Source organism: Pelagicoccus mobilis, assembly GCF_016595505.1.
Lineage (GTDB): Bacteria > Verrucomicrobiota > Verrucomicrobiia > Opitutales > Opitutaceae > Pelagicoccus > Pelagicoccus mobilis.
This window is the reverse complement of sequence record NZ_JAENIL010000050.1, coordinates 38,069-53,974: the sequence shown is the minus strand read 5'-3', so window position 1 is coordinate 53,974 and position 15,906 is coordinate 38,069. Positions and strand designations below refer to the sequence as shown.

The 15,906-nt window shown below is 55.6% G+C and carries 16 protein-coding genes; 7 read left to right on the top strand and 9 right to left on the bottom strand.

All coding sequences use genetic code 11. From position 1 onward, the window contains the following. Positions 1-87: 87 nt before the first annotated feature. The 4 genes from JIN87_RS21960 to coaE form a co-directional block, all read right to left on the bottom strand. Complete coding sequence (locus JIN87_RS21960) at positions 88-1,803, bottom strand: GspE/PulE family protein (protein WP_200357777.1); 1,716 nt, start codon at positions 1,801-1,803, stop codon at positions 88-90. 28 nt (positions 1,804-1,831) lie between these two features. Further along, positions 1,832-2,263, bottom strand: coding sequence for a hypothetical protein (locus JIN87_RS21955; protein ID WP_200357776.1), 432 nt, complete (start codon positions 2,261-2,263; stop codon positions 1,832-1,834). Positions 2,264-2,417: 154 nt separating this feature from the next. Beyond that, entirely contained in the window at positions 2,418-4,433 is a 2,016-nt protein-coding gene (gene rho, locus JIN87_RS28955; protein WP_200357775.1) for a transcription termination factor Rho, read from the bottom strand. Between the two features lie 84 nt (positions 4,434-4,517). After that, a complete protein-coding gene (coaE, locus tag JIN87_RS21945) occupies positions 4,518-5,102 on the bottom strand; it encodes a dephospho-CoA kinase (protein WP_200357774.1) in 585 nt (194 codons plus the stop codon). Between the two features lie 149 nt (positions 5,103-5,251). Here coaE and JIN87_RS21940 point away from each other — a divergent pair, with 149 nt between their 5' ends. Next, a complete protein-coding gene (locus JIN87_RS21940; protein ID WP_200357773.1) occupies positions 5,252-6,784 on the top strand; it encodes a YifB family Mg chelatase-like AAA ATPase in 1,533 nt (510 codons plus the stop codon). Between the two features lie 18 nt (positions 6,785-6,802). Then, a complete protein-coding gene (locus tag JIN87_RS21935) occupies positions 6,803-7,081 on the top strand; it encodes a hypothetical protein (protein ID WP_200357772.1) in 279 nt (92 codons plus the stop codon). Positions 7,082-7,101: 20 nt separating this feature from the next. On the opposite strand, the gene JIN87_RS21930 is transcribed toward JIN87_RS21935, so the two are convergent. Continuing rightward, positions 7,102-7,341 carry a hypothetical protein gene (locus JIN87_RS21930; protein ID WP_200357771.1) on the bottom strand — a complete coding sequence of 80 codons (240 nt, stop codon included), beginning with the start codon at positions 7,339-7,341 and terminating at the stop codon, positions 7,102-7,104. A gap of 153 nt (positions 7,342-7,494) precedes the next feature. Here JIN87_RS21930 and JIN87_RS21925 point away from each other — a divergent pair, with 153 nt between their 5' ends. Together JIN87_RS21925 and JIN87_RS21920 are read left to right on the top strand one after the other, a co-directional pair. Further along, entirely contained in the window at positions 7,495-8,310 is an 816-nt protein-coding gene (locus tag JIN87_RS21925; RefSeq protein WP_200357770.1) for a 3-keto-disaccharide hydrolase, read from the top strand. Positions 8,311-8,322: 12 nt separating this feature from the next. Then, on the top strand, positions 8,323-8,736 hold the full coding sequence (locus JIN87_RS21920) for a hypothetical protein (RefSeq protein ID WP_200357769.1): 414 nt from the start codon (positions 8,323-8,325) through the stop codon (positions 8,734-8,736). On the opposite strand, the gene JIN87_RS21915 is transcribed toward JIN87_RS21920, so the two are convergent. The 3 genes from JIN87_RS21915 to JIN87_RS21905 form a co-directional block, all read right to left on the bottom strand. Then, positions 8,733-9,467, bottom strand: a complete 735-nt coding sequence (locus tag JIN87_RS21915) for a lysophospholipid acyltransferase family protein (protein WP_200357768.1) — start codon at positions 9,465-9,467, stop codon at positions 8,733-8,735. The genes JIN87_RS21920 and JIN87_RS21915 overlap by 4 nt on opposite strands. A gap of 72 nt (positions 9,468-9,539) precedes the next feature. Then, a complete protein-coding gene (locus tag JIN87_RS21910) occupies positions 9,540-10,334 on the bottom strand; it encodes a GNAT family N-acetyltransferase (protein WP_200357767.1) in 795 nt (264 codons plus the stop codon). Positions 10,335-10,496: 162 nt separating this feature from the next. Continuing rightward, complete coding sequence (locus tag JIN87_RS21905; RefSeq protein WP_200357766.1) at positions 10,497-11,315, bottom strand: M48 family metallopeptidase; 819 nt, start codon at positions 11,313-11,315, stop codon at positions 10,497-10,499. Positions 11,316-11,675: 360 nt separating this feature from the next. Here JIN87_RS21905 and JIN87_RS21900 point away from each other — a divergent pair, with 360 nt between their 5' ends. From JIN87_RS21900 to JIN87_RS21890, 3 genes are read left to right on the top strand one after another with little or no spacing between them, the layout of a single operon-like run. Then, positions 11,676-13,385, top strand: coding sequence for a hypothetical protein (locus tag JIN87_RS21900; protein WP_200357765.1), 1,710 nt, complete (start codon positions 11,676-11,678; stop codon positions 13,383-13,385). A 35-nt stretch (positions 13,386-13,420) separates the two neighbouring features. Beyond that, complete coding sequence (locus tag JIN87_RS21895; RefSeq protein WP_200357764.1) at positions 13,421-14,371, top strand: hypothetical protein; 951 nt, start codon at positions 13,421-13,423, stop codon at positions 14,369-14,371. Between the two features lie 17 nt (positions 14,372-14,388). Further along, positions 14,389-14,829, top strand: coding sequence for a hypothetical protein (locus tag JIN87_RS21890; protein ID WP_200357763.1), 441 nt, complete (start codon positions 14,389-14,391; stop codon positions 14,827-14,829). Between the two features lie 40 nt (positions 14,830-14,869). Here JIN87_RS21890 and JIN87_RS21885 read toward each other — a convergent pair whose 3' ends face one another. Beyond that, entirely contained in the window at positions 14,870-15,904 is a 1,035-nt protein-coding gene (locus JIN87_RS21885) for a Gfo/Idh/MocA family protein (RefSeq protein ID WP_200357762.1), read from the bottom strand. Positions 15,905-15,906: the final 2 nt, after the last annotated feature.

Genomic DNA, 15,906 nt, shown 5'->3' with positions numbered 1-15,906 from the left:
TGTCGAACGTTCGACATGAAACTGCGCAAACGTCCCCTCTCACACGCTAGAGTGAGGGCTGGTTTTGCTCGCTTGCGGAATCCGGTTCTAGCCAAAGACGGGCTCGTCAACCGTCACCGAAAGCACCTCTTCCACCGTCGTCATGCCAGACATGACCTTGCGAACGCCATCCTCCCGCATCGACCGCATGCCGAGCTGCCTGGAGAGCGAACGCAGTTGGGCCGCCGTGCCGTTCGAGTAGATGAGCCGTTCGACCTCCTCATCTACTTTGAAAATTTCAAAAACCCCAAATCGTCCGCGGAAACCTTGTTCGTGGCACTCGTCACAACCGCGCCCACGCATAAACGTCGCCGCTCGGGCTGCCTCCGGATCGAGACCGATCGCATGCATTTCCCGAATCGTAGGCTCATAGCGTTCCTGACAGCTCGGGCATATCTTGCGCACAAGACGTTGAGCTAGGGCCGCCCTCAGGGAAGTCGCTACCAGATAGGGCTTTACGCCGATATCAACCAAACGCGTAACCGCCGAGGGAGCATCGTTGGTGTGCAGCGTACTGAAAACCATATGCCCAGTCAGAGAAGCGTTGATCGCGATCTCCGCCGTCTCCAAATCCCGGATCTCCCCGATCATGATGATATTCGGAGCCTGACGCAGGATCGCCTTCAAAGCGGCCGAAAAGCTCATGCCGATCTCCTTCTTAACCGGCACCTGATTGATGCCCGGCATCTGGTACTCGATCGGGTCCTCGACCGTGATAATCTTTCGGTCGGGCTTGTTCAAATGGTGCAGACAGCTGTAAAGCGTCGTCGTTTTACCCGATCCCGTTGGTCCCGTAACGAGCAACATGCCGTCTGGCATGGCAATCATCCGCTCGTAGGACTCCTGGTCATCTGGCAAGAACCCGAGCTCCGGCAACCCCAACATGAGCCCTGACTTGTCGAGCACACGCATCACGATGCTCTCCCCGTACGCAGTCGGCAGCGTCGAGACGCGAAGATCGTACTCAGTGCCTTCCACTTTCACCTGGATCCGGCCATCCTGCGGCAAACGCTTTTCCGCGATACTCATCTTTCCCATCACCTTGATACGGGAGATAACCGGAAGCTGTAGCCGACGCGGAGGCGGATTCGGCAGCTCTTGCAGCTGGCCATCTATCCGAAAACGCACCCGAAAACGCGTCTCAAGCGGCTCGAAGTGAATGTCGGAGGCGCGAAGACGCACCGCATCCGAAATGATCACCTGCACCAGACGAATGATCGGAGCATCGTCCTCCCCCATCATGTTGGCAGAAATTTCGACCCCGCTTTCCGCCACCTGCACCTCGTCCGCAAGCTTTCGCTCCTCCTTGCTCAAACGAGCGGAAGCCGTTTCATGCGAATCCAAATAAGAGGCGTCGATAGCGATCTCCAAGTCCTCTTCCGCCGCAAGCACCGGCTCTACCTGCTTACCGAGCAAATGCGAAAGCGTATCCAGTTCTTGGAGCGGATCGGATACGGCGACTCGAATTCGATCCCTCCCAACTGACAGCGGAAACACTTGAAAACGGCGAGCAAGCGCTTCTGGCAGAAGCGAGCGGGCATCGTCTGGCCATGGAGCCTCCGAGAGGTCGATCGAATCGATAGCAAACTCTTTGGCTAACTCGCGAACCACACTCTTCCGGTCAGCGTACCCTTTTGAATAAAGAGCCTCCAAGATCTCCTCGTCGCCAGCCTTGGGCAAGGACTCTCGAACGACACGTAGTTGCTCGTTGGAGACGAGACCACGCGATTCGACAACTTGAAGGATCAGGGTAGAATCTGCCATGCAGATTCTTTGCTAGCGCACAATATCCCTATATGGCCACCTTTTCCGGCACCTCGCTATCGATCTCTCCCAGCTTTCTCAACTCGCCCCCCGCCTCTTTCGTAATTCGCTTGGCCAAGGTCACAAGCTCCCGGTCAAACTCCACGCATTCTTCAGCCTCAAGCGTCACAAGCGTCATCTGATTCAAGTAGTTGCCCAAAATGTCATGAGCCACCCTCACTGTATTCACGACCGCCTCCCGCTTCTCTTTTTCCCGTTGCTGCTCGAGCCAGAACGCACGCTTCGTCAGGACAAAAATCAGCCCGCCAGACAAACAGACATAGGACCAGCCCTTCGCCGTTTGGATGCTTCGCAGCAACTCCGGATCCGAGGTCATCAAGTGCAGCAGGCTATCCGAAAAGAAAATCCACAACGCCCCGAACACCAAATAAGCAATGGTTATCCTTAAGTGATTATTCATACATCAAATAACATTGCATACAAAATATACCCAAACTCAACACCAGCCCAAATCACTCATCTCCAGCCTGTTGAACGATCTTTTACTCGTTCTAAACACAAAAAAAGCCGCCCCCATAAGGAAAGCGGCTTAGTCTCAAATTAGACTGCAAACGCTACTTGAGCGACATCAGGAACTCGATGTTGTTGTTCGTCACCTTCAGGCGCTTGACCAACATCTCCATAGACTCGACTCCCGGTACGCCCTGCATCACGCGACGCAAGCCGTAAACCTTCTCCATCTCTTGCGGGTGATAGAGCAACTCCTCCTTTCGCGTACCGCTACGCTCGAAGTGGATCGCTGGGAAGATACGCTTGTTGATAAGCTCGCGATCAAGGTGGATCTCCATGTTACCGGTTCCCTTAAATTCCTCGAAAATCACCTCGTCCATCTTGCTGCCAGTATCCACCAAGGCAGTACCCATGATGGTCAGCGTGCCGCCGTCCTCGATGTTTCGGGCAGAACCGAAGAAACGCTTGGGCTTTTGCAAGGCCGTCGCCTCTATACCGCCCGACATAATCTTGCCGCTGTTGCTCGCCAATGCGTTGTAAGCGCGAGCGAGACGGGTAATCGAGTCGAGCAGGATTACAACATCCTTGCCCTGCTCCACCATGCGGCGGGCCTTCTCGCAAACCATCTCCGCGCAATGCACGTGGCTCGTCGGGGTCTCGTCAAACGTTGAACTAACGACCTCGCCCTTAACACGACGCTTGAAATCGGTCACTTCTTCCGGTCGCTCATCGATCAAGAGCACGATGAGGTGCGCATCCGGCCAGTTCTCCTGCACCGAATTCGCCAATCCTTGCAGCAAAATCGTCTTACCTGTACGAGGCGGAGCTACGATCAATCCACGCTGACCAAAGCCAATCGGTGTCAACAAATCGAATGCACGCATGGATACGTCCTTCTTGTTGTTCGTCGGGTCCGGACGCTCGAGCACCAGTCGCTTGGTCGGATAGTAAGGGATCAAATCCTCAAACGGAGTGACCTTCGCGATCTCCTCCGGAGCGCCGCCCATAACTGACAAGATCTGAACCGCCGCTGGGCAACGTTCCCCCTCTTCCGGAGCAATCGCTACGACCTCGATCTCATGACCGCGCTGCAACCCGTATTCACGAATCAAAGACGCCGGAACGTACACGCTCTCAGGCTTCAGCTGATAATTGCTGACCGCGTGGACGACATAGCCATGTCCATCGTCGCTCGTATCCAAAAATCCAGTATCCTTAAAAATCTTCTTCCCTTCACGAGCAAACTTGTAAAGGGCTTCGATCACCTGCTTGCGGCTGCACTTCGGCTCGAGCTCTGCTCCCAGGGTACGGACAGCATCCGCCATCGGCTCCACCTTAAGCTCGTAGAGAGAAGTGAGATCGATCGGTTCCGCCACGTCGAGCTCCTTAAGGAGCTCCTCGCAGGCTTCCTTGTTGGGGAAACGAGCTACCGCAGGAAGTTCGCCTTCGATGTGGTCGCGCTCGGATGGAGGTGGCGGCTGGCGCCAACCGCCTTGCTGCTTGCCGCCCTTCTTGCCCTTCTGCTGCTTGCCGTGCGGCTTTCCATGCTGCTTGCCGCCGTGCTGTTGATTCCCTTGGCGGCCGCCCTGTTGCTTGTTCTTGTTGAACTTGCCCCCCTTTTGCTGGCGGTCGTTGCGATGCCCGCGATCATTTCGATCATGCTTGGGCTCCGGCTTTTCGGATGCGTCTTTCTTCTCTTCTGACTCTGAAGATTCCGCCACAACTTTCTTGCGCTCAACCTTCTCCTCCTTCACGTCAGGCACGACCTCCACGGTATCCTGGCCATCGGAGTGAGAGCCACGTCCCTTGAAGTCCGTCGGACGAAACTCGTTATCCGCCGTCTCCTTCTTGGGTGCGGGAGCGTCCTCCTTTACAGACGCTTCCTCTTTCGCTGGAGCAGGCTTTTCCGCCTCTGCCGGCTCCGCTGGCTTCGCAACCTTTTTAGCCGCCTTCTTGGCAGCCTTCTTAGCAGCCTTTTTGGCAACTTTCTTGGTCGCCTTCTTCGCAGCTTTCTTGGCGGCCTTTTTCGCCGCTTTCTTGGCCGCTTTACGCGGGAGATCGTCGAACCCGTAATCGAGCGGCAAACCGTCGTCGGGATTTAGTTCTGAGTCGCTAGACATAGTGAAATGATCCTAGAAATAGCGGGAAATCGCGTTCCCTGAACGCCAACCACAGCGGTCGCGCGTTCTAAAAAAATTGAGCTCTTATTGGGTGTGGAGGGTTTTGATTTTCGATACCAGGCGATCGACCTGTTCAGTTAGGAATTCGAGGCTGCCGTCATTGAGCAAAACGATGTCCGCAAGCTCAGCTTTCTGGGACACCGGCATCTGCCTTTCCATGCGGGCCAGAGCCTGAGTTCGATTCATTCCTCTCTGCTCGAGGCGCTCGACCTGCGTGTGCGGATCAGAGAACACGCATATCGTAAGATCAACGTTTTTCTGAAGGTTTTTTTCGAAGAGCAACGGGATTTCGATCACCCAAACGCCACCGGAATCCGAAGCCTTCTCCCAAGTCTTCCGCACACGCGGATGCAAGATAACCTCCAAGGCCTTCAAGCCCTCCGAATCCCCAAAAACGATTTTCCCCAACTCGGCCCGATCAATGCCTCCTTCGGCGCCTCGCACTCCCTCTCCAAACCTCGAAATCACCTCGGCAATCGTCGCCTCATCCTCCGCCAAAAGGTCATGCACGATCCGATCCGCATCGATCGTCGAAAGCCCGCGCTCAGCCAACAGCTTCGCAACCATAGACTTCCCGCAACCAATACCACCCGTGAGCCCAATTCTCATACACCAACTCCCTAGCCCAACCGCGCCTCCAGACAAACACAAAAACAAGCCACCATCTCCTTCACCAAACAAAACGCTTGCCCACGCCCCACCTGAGCCAGCACACTCCTTAGCTCCTGTTACCCAACTCCTTATCCCTCCATCTCAATATGCTAGCCATCGTCTCTAGCGCGGCTCTGCAAGGAATCCAGGCCGTGCCCGTACTCGTCGAAGTCAACTCCGGCGAAAGCGGAGATCCTCGCCTCATCATGGTAGGTTTGCCGGACGCCGCCGTCAAAGAGTCCGACGACCGCGTTTTCTCCGCCCTCGCCAACTCCGGCTACCGAAAGCCGCAAACCCGCACCACCATCAACCTCGCCCCGGGCGACCTCCGCAAGGAAGGCCCCATGTACGACCTGCCGATCGCCCTCGGCATTCTCGCCGCCACCAACCAGCTCTCCGGCGAACAACGACTCCGCGACTACCTCATCGGAGGCGAACTCTCGCTCTCCGGAGCCACTCGCCCCATTCGCGGGGGGCTCGCCTTCGCCCTCCAAGCCCGAGCCTCACAAAAGCGCGGAGTCATCCTCCCCCTCGCCTCCGCCCGCGAAGCCTCCCTCGTCGACGGCATCGAGGTTTACGCCGCCGAATCCCTCAACCAGGCCAAACGCTTCATCGAAGGCACCCTCGAGCTGCCCAACCTCTCCGGAAAAACCATATTCGACTCCAACGGAACGGGCCACGAGATCGATTTCTCTGAAGTCAAAGGCCAAGCCGGAGTCCGACGAGCCATCGAGATCGCCGTAGCAGGAAATCATAATCTCCTCATGATCGGGCCGCCGGGTTCGGGAAAGTCCATGATCGCAAAACGCATTCCTGGCATCATGCCCGATCCCTCTCTCGACGAATATCTGGAGATCCTGCAGATCGAATCGGCAGCGAGCATCACCCGCGATAGCCCGCTCAAAAAACACCGGCCCTTTCGAGCCCCCCACCACACAATCTCGGACGTCGGCCTGCTCGGTGGCGGCAGCATTCCGGGTCCCGGCGAGATTTCGCTCGCCCATCACGGAGTGCTTTTTCTTGACGAATTACCTGAGTACAAACGCTCCGCCTTGGAGGTCATGCGACAACCGCTCGAAGACGGCCAAGTCACCATCTCCCGATCCGCCGGCAAAGTCACGCTCCCCTGCAACTTCATGCTCGTCGCAGCCATGAACCCCTGCCCTTGCGGATATCTCGGATCCCAACAAAAGGAATGTGGCTGCTCGCCTCATCAGGTGCAAAAGTATCGCCAACGCATCAGCGGGCCGCTTCTCGACCGAATCGACCTGCACGTCGAAGCTCCCGCCCTCTCCATCTCCCAACTCCGAACAGCCAACCCCGGCGAGCCTTCCTCAAGCATCCGCCAACGCGTTGAAGCGGCTCGAGCCGTGCAACGTAATCGTTTTTCAAATACCCCCTTCAACGCCAACGCCGACATGGGCCACAAGCAGATCCAGGACCACTGCGCCATAGCCCCCGATCTAGGCGATCTGCTCCAGCAAGCGATGGAGAGGCTCTCCCTCTCCGCCCGCGCCTACGATCGCATCTTGAAAGTCAGTCGAACCATCGCCGATCTCGCCTCTTCGCCAGAAATCGAAATGCCTCACTTGATGGAAGCCATCCAATTTCGCTCGCTCGACCGAATGGGCAGCGTCTAGACCTCTCGAAACAAACCAGTGAAATCGCCCCTCGTTAAACTCATCATCCGGGCACTCGTCGCCTCCGTCCTCATTTGCTTGATCCTCTCGATCTGGGTAACATTCTACGAATGGAAGGAAGATCCCGCTGGCATTTTCAGGGGAGAAAACGGCACAAACTGGAACTTCGTCTTCGATACCTTCAACAGCTGGTTCTGGCCCAGCCTTATCTCAGTCGCTCCGATAGCTGTCGGTCTCGCAGTAGGCATCGCCTTGCTCAGACGCTTTGCCTTCAAAAAAAAGAAAGACGCTCAATAGCCCGAGCGCCCGCCCAGTACCTAGTTCGACTCCGGCCCCCGCGAGTAGAAAGGCACCAGCTCGTTGAGGTGTCCTTGCACAATTTTCGCGATATGCCCCGGAGCCAGCTCCCGCTTGTGCAACTCGAAAAGAGCCACCAAGAGAGCGAGCTCGATATCGGTCTTCTTAGCGGAAACCGACTTCATCTCAGCCACAATTTCCACCGCTTTCCGCTCTGCTCTTTTATAGTCGTCGAAATTCTTCTCGCTCGGAGTGCTCATGAGGCAAGACATGAGCCTTCCCGCCAAGAATCGTCAAACACGATCTCACGCGCTCGATACGCTTAACTGATCCAGCTCCCTCCGGCAATTGACTCCGCCCGACAGATCAACAGCGTCTCCTTGTCCTCCCAACCTCAACCTTTCGGATCTCCCATGAACACAATTTCCACGAATAGCATCCCCACACAACTTCTACGCTCTGTATTCCTGTTTCCAATACTCCTGCTGCTCGCGAGCTGCAGCGATAAGCAACCCACCTGGAAATCTATCTTCAACGGAAAAGACCTTCAGGGATGGACCGTAAAAACGTGCGGAGCGCCAGCAGGCGAAAACTACAAGAACATCGTCCGAGTCGAAGACGGCCTGCTTCGCATGGACTACAGCGAGTTCGAAACCTTCTCAAACCAGTACACTCACGTCTTCTACGAAGAGAAGCTCTCTCACTTTCGACTCCGCCTCGAATACCGTTTGCACAGCGAACGCGTCCCAGGCGGGAAACACTTCACCGAACTCAATAGCGGCGTAATGTTCCATTCCCAATCCGCGGAAAGCATGGAAGTCGACCAAGAGTTTCCGGTTAGCGTAGAAGCCCAGTTTCTCGCTTGCCACAACCGCGAGGAATGCGATCGCACCACAATGAACATCGCCAGCCCCGGCACGCACGTCACCTTGCTCGATGGAGAGCTTCGCAAAAACCACATGACATACACGAAACATCCAGCGCCACTCCGCGACGAATGGCTAGCTGTAGAAATCGAAGTCCGCGGCAACGAGCTAGTCCACCATAAGATCAACGGCGAAATCGTACTCAGCTACACGAATCCACAAATCGGAGGCACAAACCATCGCCCCGACAATTTTCCCCTCCCTGAAGGCACGCCTTTGGAAAGTGGATACATCGCCCTTCAAGGCGAAAGTCACCCCATCGACTTTCGCAATATCGAACTCATGATTCTTCCAACCGAATAGCCAACGCCCATCATGTTTTCGTCACGCAAAACGATTCCCCTCCCGTCGACCGAAGATCCAGACTACCTTAAACTCTACACCATTTCAGCCACCGGAGCACCCGTCGTCCCTTCCGACTACCTGGAACGACTCGGTGAAATCAAAAACGCCAAGCCAATCCCATGGGCTCAAACGCCAGGATTCGCGATTTTTCACGAAGGAGCATCCTTGCGCTACCTCGTCGTTTGCTGGTGGGGGAACGACAACGAACTATTCAACTCCGTATCAGTCTTCGAAAACGGAAGCTGGATCGAAGACACCTCAAAATACTCCTTCTGCCTTTGGGATCTCGAGGTTATTTGGCACGAACGAAATAGCTACATAAAGCACCTGTATTCGGGAACACAGGACTTAAACGCCTACCGCGAAGACACGTTCGCGAACTAGGAGTCTTGCCCAGCCAGTTCTAGCACGTCCTCGTACAGTTCTCTAGCTAGGACCTTACGATCGCTACCGGGCTCTCTCTGAGAGCCAAAGACGATTTTCGTCTTAACACGCTTCACTTTCGCCATACGCAACAGGTGCTCTCCGAAGCCCATATCGCCCCACCAGCAAACATCCAGAGCAGGATCGCCCTCTTCGCATTCATAATTCAAATACGCAGGAGTGATCGGCCAGCCATTGGACACCAACGGTTGTAGCAACGACGCCCGAAACGGCAGAACAGCCCTACCGTCCGTAGAAGTCCCCTCCAGAAAAAAGGTCATATTCAGTCCAACATCCATCACTTCCGCGAACCCCTTCTCCTTAGTCGCCACGTCGCTGCGACGCTTGCGGTCGATGTAGAGCGTCCCCGCCATACGACAGTACCAACCGACCACCGGCCAGCCATCAACCTCCAGCTTCGAAAGAAAGACCTGCGGAGTAACCGATGCAAGTACCACGATATCCATATACCCCAAATGGTTCGGAGCCAAAAATCCCCCGTCGGGAATCTCCCCTTGCACGGAAACATCGAACCCGAGCACTCGACACATTCGCTTCGCGTTTCGCTTCAACCAAGCCGCGCGATCTTGCCGAGACGGTTTCCGCCTGACACAGAAAAGATAGTCGAGTCCTGCGATTATGAATACGCCTACGACACCCAATAGCCGCCAGGCTTGGCGTAATCTCTTCACGAACGCATTCACGCCCTGTTTCAAAATCTAGCCGTCGGACGATGACAAGCCCCGAACTCGAACCAATCAAGATTACCCAAGAAACTTAGCCATCGCTCGAGGACCCAGCGCCCTCAAATCCAGCAAGGTAAGAAAATCGATCGTCTTGAAATCTCGATCAAGCGCCGGCTCTCCGCAGATCCGAGCTCCTAAGGTCAAGTACGCCCGCATCAAACGCGGAATATCCACCGACCGCGAGAGCTCGATAATCTCCTGCTCCCGTCCCGCCCCAACACTACAGTCAAAGCGTTCGGTGGCCTTCGTCAGAAAACGCTGCTCCGCCAGATAGCGAGTTAGCTTACAGTAGGCCGCCTGCCCGACCAGCGGATCAGTCGAAGTGATCGAGCTGCAACCAATCAAATAACGTGCCTCGCAGAGCTTCGCATACTGAGCGATCCCCTTCCAAAGCAAACCGAGCACCACCATATTCCGATGCTCCTTCGCGATGCACGCGCGTCCCAGCTCGATCGTTTCGGAACGAATAGCCTCGAAAGGTGAGAAATCAAATTCCTGCTCGCTATAGTAACCGATGTTCGCCGCGGCCGAATCCCCCGTTTGCAAACGATACGTCCCGATAATCGCTCCCGTGGTAACATGCTCGATGAGCAAATGGTCGCAAACCACGTCGAACGGGTCCGCATCCTTGCCAGTCGCCTCCGACTCGCTCAACCCCTCACCGAGCTCCACGTTGAATACACCGTATCGCAGCCGCTGGGCGGCAGACACGTCAGAATCGCTTTGCGCAATTCTTACCTTGTATGCAGAAGTTGGAGACGGTGGGATAAAATCCTGGACACGTCGTCTACGTTCGCTGGCGCTGGTGGGCATTTTACTCGTTTGGATTCGAAGGCGGATCGCTAAGAACCGCTCAAAAACAAATCTCACGAACACCCCTTCGAGTCAAGGGCGCCGCCGCCCTAAACACGCTAATTAACCAGCGCGTCACCCTCCGTTCACAAGATCGAAACAGAAAGACCGTCGGATCCAGCCCTAGAAGAACATGTCCTTCGATTTCTCGTACTCGGCAATCGCATCATCCAAGTAGCTGTGCAAGGCATTGAGACGATCCATGGAAGACGGGTGAGTCGAATTGTAGTTGTTTCCGCCCATCGGACCTTCGAGTTCGACCATACGCTCCATCACAGTGATCGACGCATTAGGGTCGTAGCCGGCACGGGCCATGTACATGATACCGATATGATCCGCTTCGGCCTCTTTGCCTTGGTCCCAACTCGCCGCCGCTTGTCCCGCGCCGATTCCGTAAAGACCCATGATCGTCGGAGCCGCGTTGATATACGTTCCGTTACCCAGAGCCGCCGTGCCGCTCACCGCGGCCGCGATTCCGATCAAAGTACTTCCTGCCCCCAACACCATCTGCTGGGATATTCGTTCGTGCGTATGCCGCGCCGTCACGTGGGCGATTTCGTGAGCGACCACCGAAGCCAGCTCGTCCTCCGTCTTCACGATCTTAAACAATCCCATGAAAACCCCGACCTTACCTCCAGGCATCGCGAACGCGTTCACCTCCGGCTGGTCAAAGACGACAAACTCCCACTCCGCGAGCGGCATATCCGCAAACACCTGCTGCGAGATTCGGAATCCCACGTTTTGCAGCATGTCATTGTAAGTCGCATGGCTCGAGATCGGCATCTGCTGCTTCATTTGCTCGAAGGCTGCGATCGACATCTTAGCGACCTCGCTATCCGAAGTCATGTTCAACTGCTTGCGACCGGTAACCGGAGTGGTGCTACAAGAAGAGAACAGAATCGAGGCGGCAAGTAATGGGGCGATTAAATATGAAGTCTTCATTGGCTGTTCGGTGTAATCTACGCTACGCGAAGAACGATTACGTCGTAGATTCAATTTCGGTTTCAAAGACACTCGCCTCAAACCCTCAGATTTGCAATAGATATCCCCAGACTCACGTAGTCTTCAAATACGTTCGACCTGCCCACGCCCAACCTTATAAATGCCTGCAAATGCTAGGGATAGCCCCCACTCCCAGCGACTTAGATGAATCCGGAACCTTAAGCTTTTCGTAATTTCCTACAACCACGCTTCACTTGCAGCCACTCTTGGCATAGTGTGTGCAGAGATCGATTTCTCGACATTTTAACCCAAAACAACCTGACACCCGCGCGACGCGACCTCACCAAAGGAGAGTAGACTATGGCAGATCTTCAAGATCCCTCACGGCAAACGCCAAAAAAACACAAAGTCATCCACTGGAACCCCGAAGAGGACGACCTCAACGCAAACTCGAAACCCGTCGTTAAAGCCTACCTAGGCGGAGCGATCGCCACGATCGTCATCGCTGGCATCGGGCTCATCACCTACTTCCTCTTCTTCTACACGCCGCCCAGCAACGACGTCGCCGAACTCGCGGAGAACGAAATCGCCCAAGCCGACCCGCGCCGGGCCTTCGAAAGCGTCTCTAGAGCCCAAGGCGTGAAAGATGCCGTAGACCGCAAGCTCGAGGCCGCCCGCCAGATGCCGATCACCGGCAACGAAGTCCTTCGCCAGAAGCTCATCAACATAGAGAAGGAGAAGATCGACGCCGACGATCTCATGACCGACTCACGCTTCGCACGAGCCATCGCTCAATACAACGTAGTCGAAGGCTTGATCGAAGATTTCACCACGGAAGTGGAAAACAAGCAAAGAGCCCGCGGGCTCTACGATTCCTTCCTCGTCCGCTCCAGCGAGCTCGAAATCGGCAAGCATCTCAACGAGGAAAAATTCGAAGCCGCGTTCGGGGCCGCCTCGGAAGGTAAAAACTTCCTCGATGCCGGCAGCTTCACACCTGCCCTTCAACGACTGGAAGAAGCCAAAGCGAATCTCGACGAAGTCGAGCAATCCATCCAAGGCTACATCCGATCCAACGCCTCTCAAGGAAACCGCTTCATCGCTCAAGGCAAAAGCCAGGAGGCCGTAGAAGCGTTCACCAAAGTCCTCGAGCTGGACCCAGCCAACGAGGAAGCTCTCAAGCAGCTCGAGCGCTCCCGCGTCGCCGACAAGGTTTTCGCCTCCCTGCAAGCCGCTAAACACAGCGAAGAAAACGGAGATTTCGAAAAAGCCCTCAGCCATTTCCAAGAAGCTGCATCCATCGATTCCGGATCCGCCAAGGCTCAGTCCGGCGTCTCTCGACTCAAGCGAAAGATAGCCGAGCGCGACTTCGCGGCCGCCTACTCCGCAGCTCAAACAGCCATCGCAGAGTCGCGCTTCGAGGACGCCATCAGCAACTACCAAGCGGCTCTCTCCATTTTCCCGGAACGCACCGATATCGAATCAGCCATCGATCGGGCTCGCTCCGAAAAGCGCCAGAACGACATCGTCACCCGCATCACCCAAGCCTACGATTTCGAGCGCGTCTACGATTGGGAAAGCGCCCGAGACCTCTATCAAGACCTCGTCAACATGGAGCCAGATCTCCAGGAAGCGAAAGATGGACTGCTTCGCACCGGACGCATGATTCGCAGCATTCTTCGCTACCAGACCCTGCTCGAGGTTGCTAAGGGCGAGGCCCAACGCACCGAGTTCCAGACAGCGATCCGTACCTTCGACCAAGCCATGAAGTCCAAGCCGGAATACCTCGAGCTCACCGAAGAGGGCGAACGCCTCCGGAAATTTCTCCAGCTTCAAAGCCAGCCCGTCGCGGTTACCATCATTTCAGACGGAAGCACCTGGGTGAGCATCCAAGGACCCTCCATGCGCAAACCCGAGAAATTCGATACCACCCAAGTCAACCTTCTCCCCGGGAAATACTTCATTATTGGAAGAAAAAAGGGATATCAGGACGTCCGCTTCGGTCTACAGATAAGGGCCGGCATGGCCCAAGAGCCTATCACGGTCTCAGCCTCCGTGAAAAACGACTTCTAAGCGACCCCACCTAAACCTCGCCAACCCCCAGCACTATGGCCAACACGCACAAAACTCACCGTCGACTCGAACTACTCTCCGTCGCGCTAGGCTTGGGCATGGTCACCGCTGCTTGGGGAAACTTCGATCCTGACCCCACCATCTACGACGCAGGTCAAAACGGAGCAAGTTCAGGTGGAGCCAATGTCCAGACAAACTCGACTCCGCTGGGCGGGCAAATCCAGGTCGTAAACGAATCGCAACTCCCGCCAATAGACATCCAGACCAACATCCCTGGAATCAACGGAAACGGCATCAACCTGCCCGGAGCAGCCGGAGCGATCGCCCAAGCTGCCGGCGGATCCAGCGGAGGTATCCCGCCGATCTTCGGCGGCGGTAGCGGCGGACAAAGCGGAGGCGGACAAAAAAGCCCCTTCCCCATGCCTTCCTCGCAAAGCCAAGGCGGGCAACAAGGTCAGCAGGGCCAGATGCCGCAGGGACAACAAAGTCAAAGCCAGTCCGGACAACAAGGTCAGCAAGGCCAGATGCAAGGACAACAAGGCCAGCAGGGACAACAAGGTCAACAGGGGCAGATGCAGGGCCAACAAGGCCAGCAGGGGCAACAAGGTCAGCAAGGGCAACAAGGGCAGCAAGGGCAGCAAGGGCAACAGGGACAACAAGGCCAGATGGGCCAACAAGGATCCCAATCAATCTCTCAACAGCTTCCGCCTCCTCCACCTGAGCACGCCATAGGAGACGAAACCGCCCAGATAGATCCCAACGGAGAATCTCAACAACAGGGAGGCGAACAAGGCGGCGAAGATGGTTCTTCCAGCCAAACTGCCCAAAATAACAACAAGCGCAAGAACGGCCCCGGCCAGCAAAATCAGGGCGAGCAAAATAGCGAAGGCGATGGACAAGCGATGCCGGAAGACATCGGCGGTTCCGCTGGCAGCAAGCGCGGCAAGGGCACCATCGACGACGTGGCGGTTCCGTCAAATCTGTAGTCGCTCCGCAATTTCGAATGAAAAAAATCCTCCTCTTCGCATTCAGCCTGATCTGCGGTAGCGTCCTCCACGCCCAGCAAGAAAAAGTAATCGTGTTTCCCGTCGAAGCCATCGTAGACGGCGCCCGATTCTCCAAACAGAAATTCAACGAGACCTACCCGGGAATCGACGTCACGCTCTACGGCCTCTCCGACGAAGGCTGGTACGTTCGCTACAAACACGAGCTGCTCACTTATCTCTACGGCCCCATCGACGACCTCACTTTCGCCCGCCGCCAGAAAAAGATAATGGAAGAGATACGACTCTCTATCGTGCTCAAAAATCCGTCGCTGAGTAGCAGCACCGTCGACATAATCCGCTTCGACTTCAACGCGACCCCCGAAAACATGGGCCAAGTCGAAGACGTCGACAACCCCTACCTCATTCCGGAACTCACCGAAGATAAAGATAAAGAATAGGGAGCGTCTTCACGCCCCCTTTCAAGGTTAGAGGCCGAGCCTACAAACTCACCCAAGCGGAATCTTCCGCGAGCGACTTGATCGCCGCGTCGGTGAAACGCATGTAGGCGAGTCCATCTTCGAAATTGGTTAGCCTGATCGGAGCCTGCTCGCGAATACTCGCTACAAAGTCCGCCTCCACATTCCAATCCGCGGTATCCTCCTCCTCAGGTTCGATCAACTCCTCTTCGCCACCCAGCAACGTTTTCGTCAAACGCCCTTCATTCAAATCCAAACGAAGCGTTCCCTTACTGCCCGCCAACACGTAGTAGTCGCTCCCCTTCCCCAACTCGAGGCCAGTCATACGACAGTTCAAGCGAAGTCCGCTCTCGTATTCCGCAATCACATCGATCGTTTCCGGAATCTCGACCTCAGACTGCTCATCAGTTTCCGCATCGTGTCGTTCCTTGGTGAATACAGCCCCGCTCGCAAGCAACCGGTCAGGCTCGATCCCAAGCCAACGCTGCACCACTTCGTAATAAATCCCGAGCATCAGAGTATTGTTGCCGCTCAACGCCCGATTCTGTCGCCAATTCAACGGAGCCTCCGAGTCGACATTCAGGCCCAACGCCTTCGAGAAGCTCACCTCTCTCAAATCCCCCAGCTCCCCCGATTCCAAGATTTTCCGGATGGTTGCGTCCCATTTCAAAGTGAACGGCGAAGGAACGATCTGAGCCACTAACTCGGAATTATCCAAAGACGCCTCAACCATTGCCTCACCTTGAGCCGTATTCATCGCCATACGAGCTTCCGTGAGCACGTGCTTCCCTGCCTTCAAAGCAGCAATCGAGATTTCCGAGTGCAAGTAAGGCCAGGTACCGATACAAATCGCGTCGATCTCGGGATCCGCTACCACATCCTCCCAACGTTCCGCGATTCGAGGAATATCAAATGCCTCCGCCGCCGAACGCGAAGACGCTTCGCTTCGGTTGCAAACGACATCGACACGAACGCCTTCAATCGCTTGAAAACCTGGTATGTGGCGAAGTCGCGTATTTGTGCCCGCGCCTATGATCCCAACTCTGAGCTCTTCCATGC

Excerpts from the sequence above, each read along its gene's own strand:
- JIN87_RS21960 (WP_200357777.1), bottom strand. The coding sequence starts at position 1,803 with ATGGCAGATTCTACCCTGATCCTTCAAGTTGTCGAATCGCGTGGTCTC.
- JIN87_RS21955 (WP_200357776.1), bottom strand. The coding sequence starts at position 2,263 with ATGAATAATCACTTAAGGATAACCATTGCTTATTTGGTGTTCGGGGCG.
- rho (WP_200357775.1), bottom strand. The coding sequence starts at position 4,433 with ATGTCTAGCGACTCAGAACTAAATCCCGACGACGGTTTGCCGCTCGAT.
- coaE (WP_200357774.1), bottom strand. The coding sequence starts at position 5,102 with ATGAGAATTGGGCTCACGGGTGGTATTGGTTGCGGGAAGTCTATGGTT.
- JIN87_RS21940 (WP_200357773.1), top strand. The coding sequence starts at position 5,252 with ATGCTAGCCATCGTCTCTAGCGCGGCTCTGCAAGGAATCCAGGCCGTG.
- JIN87_RS21930 (WP_200357771.1), bottom strand. The coding sequence starts at position 7,341 with ATGAGCACTCCGAGCGAGAAGAATTTCGACGACTATAAAAGAGCAGAG.
- JIN87_RS21925 (WP_200357770.1), top strand. The coding sequence starts at position 7,495 with ATGAACACAATTTCCACGAATAGCATCCCCACACAACTTCTACGCTCT.
- JIN87_RS21920 (WP_200357769.1), top strand. The coding sequence starts at position 8,323 with ATGTTTTCGTCACGCAAAACGATTCCCCTCCCGTCGACCGAAGATCCA.
- JIN87_RS21910 (WP_200357767.1), bottom strand. The coding sequence starts at position 10,334 with ATGCCCACCAGCGCCAGCGAACGTAGACGACGTGTCCAGGATTTTATC.
- JIN87_RS21905 (WP_200357766.1), bottom strand. The coding sequence starts at position 11,315 with ATGAAGACTTCATATTTAATCGCCCCATTACTTGCCGCCTCGATTCTG.
- JIN87_RS21900 (WP_200357765.1), top strand. The coding sequence starts at position 11,676 with ATGGCAGATCTTCAAGATCCCTCACGGCAAACGCCAAAAAAACACAAA.
- JIN87_RS21895 (WP_200357764.1), top strand. The coding sequence starts at position 13,421 with ATGGCCAACACGCACAAAACTCACCGTCGACTCGAACTACTCTCCGTC.
- JIN87_RS21890 (WP_200357763.1), top strand. The coding sequence starts at position 14,389 with ATGAAAAAAATCCTCCTCTTCGCATTCAGCCTGATCTGCGGTAGCGTC.
- JIN87_RS21885 (WP_200357762.1), bottom strand. The coding sequence starts at position 15,904 with ATGGAAGAGCTCAGAGTTGGGATCATAGGCGCGGGCACAAATACGCGA.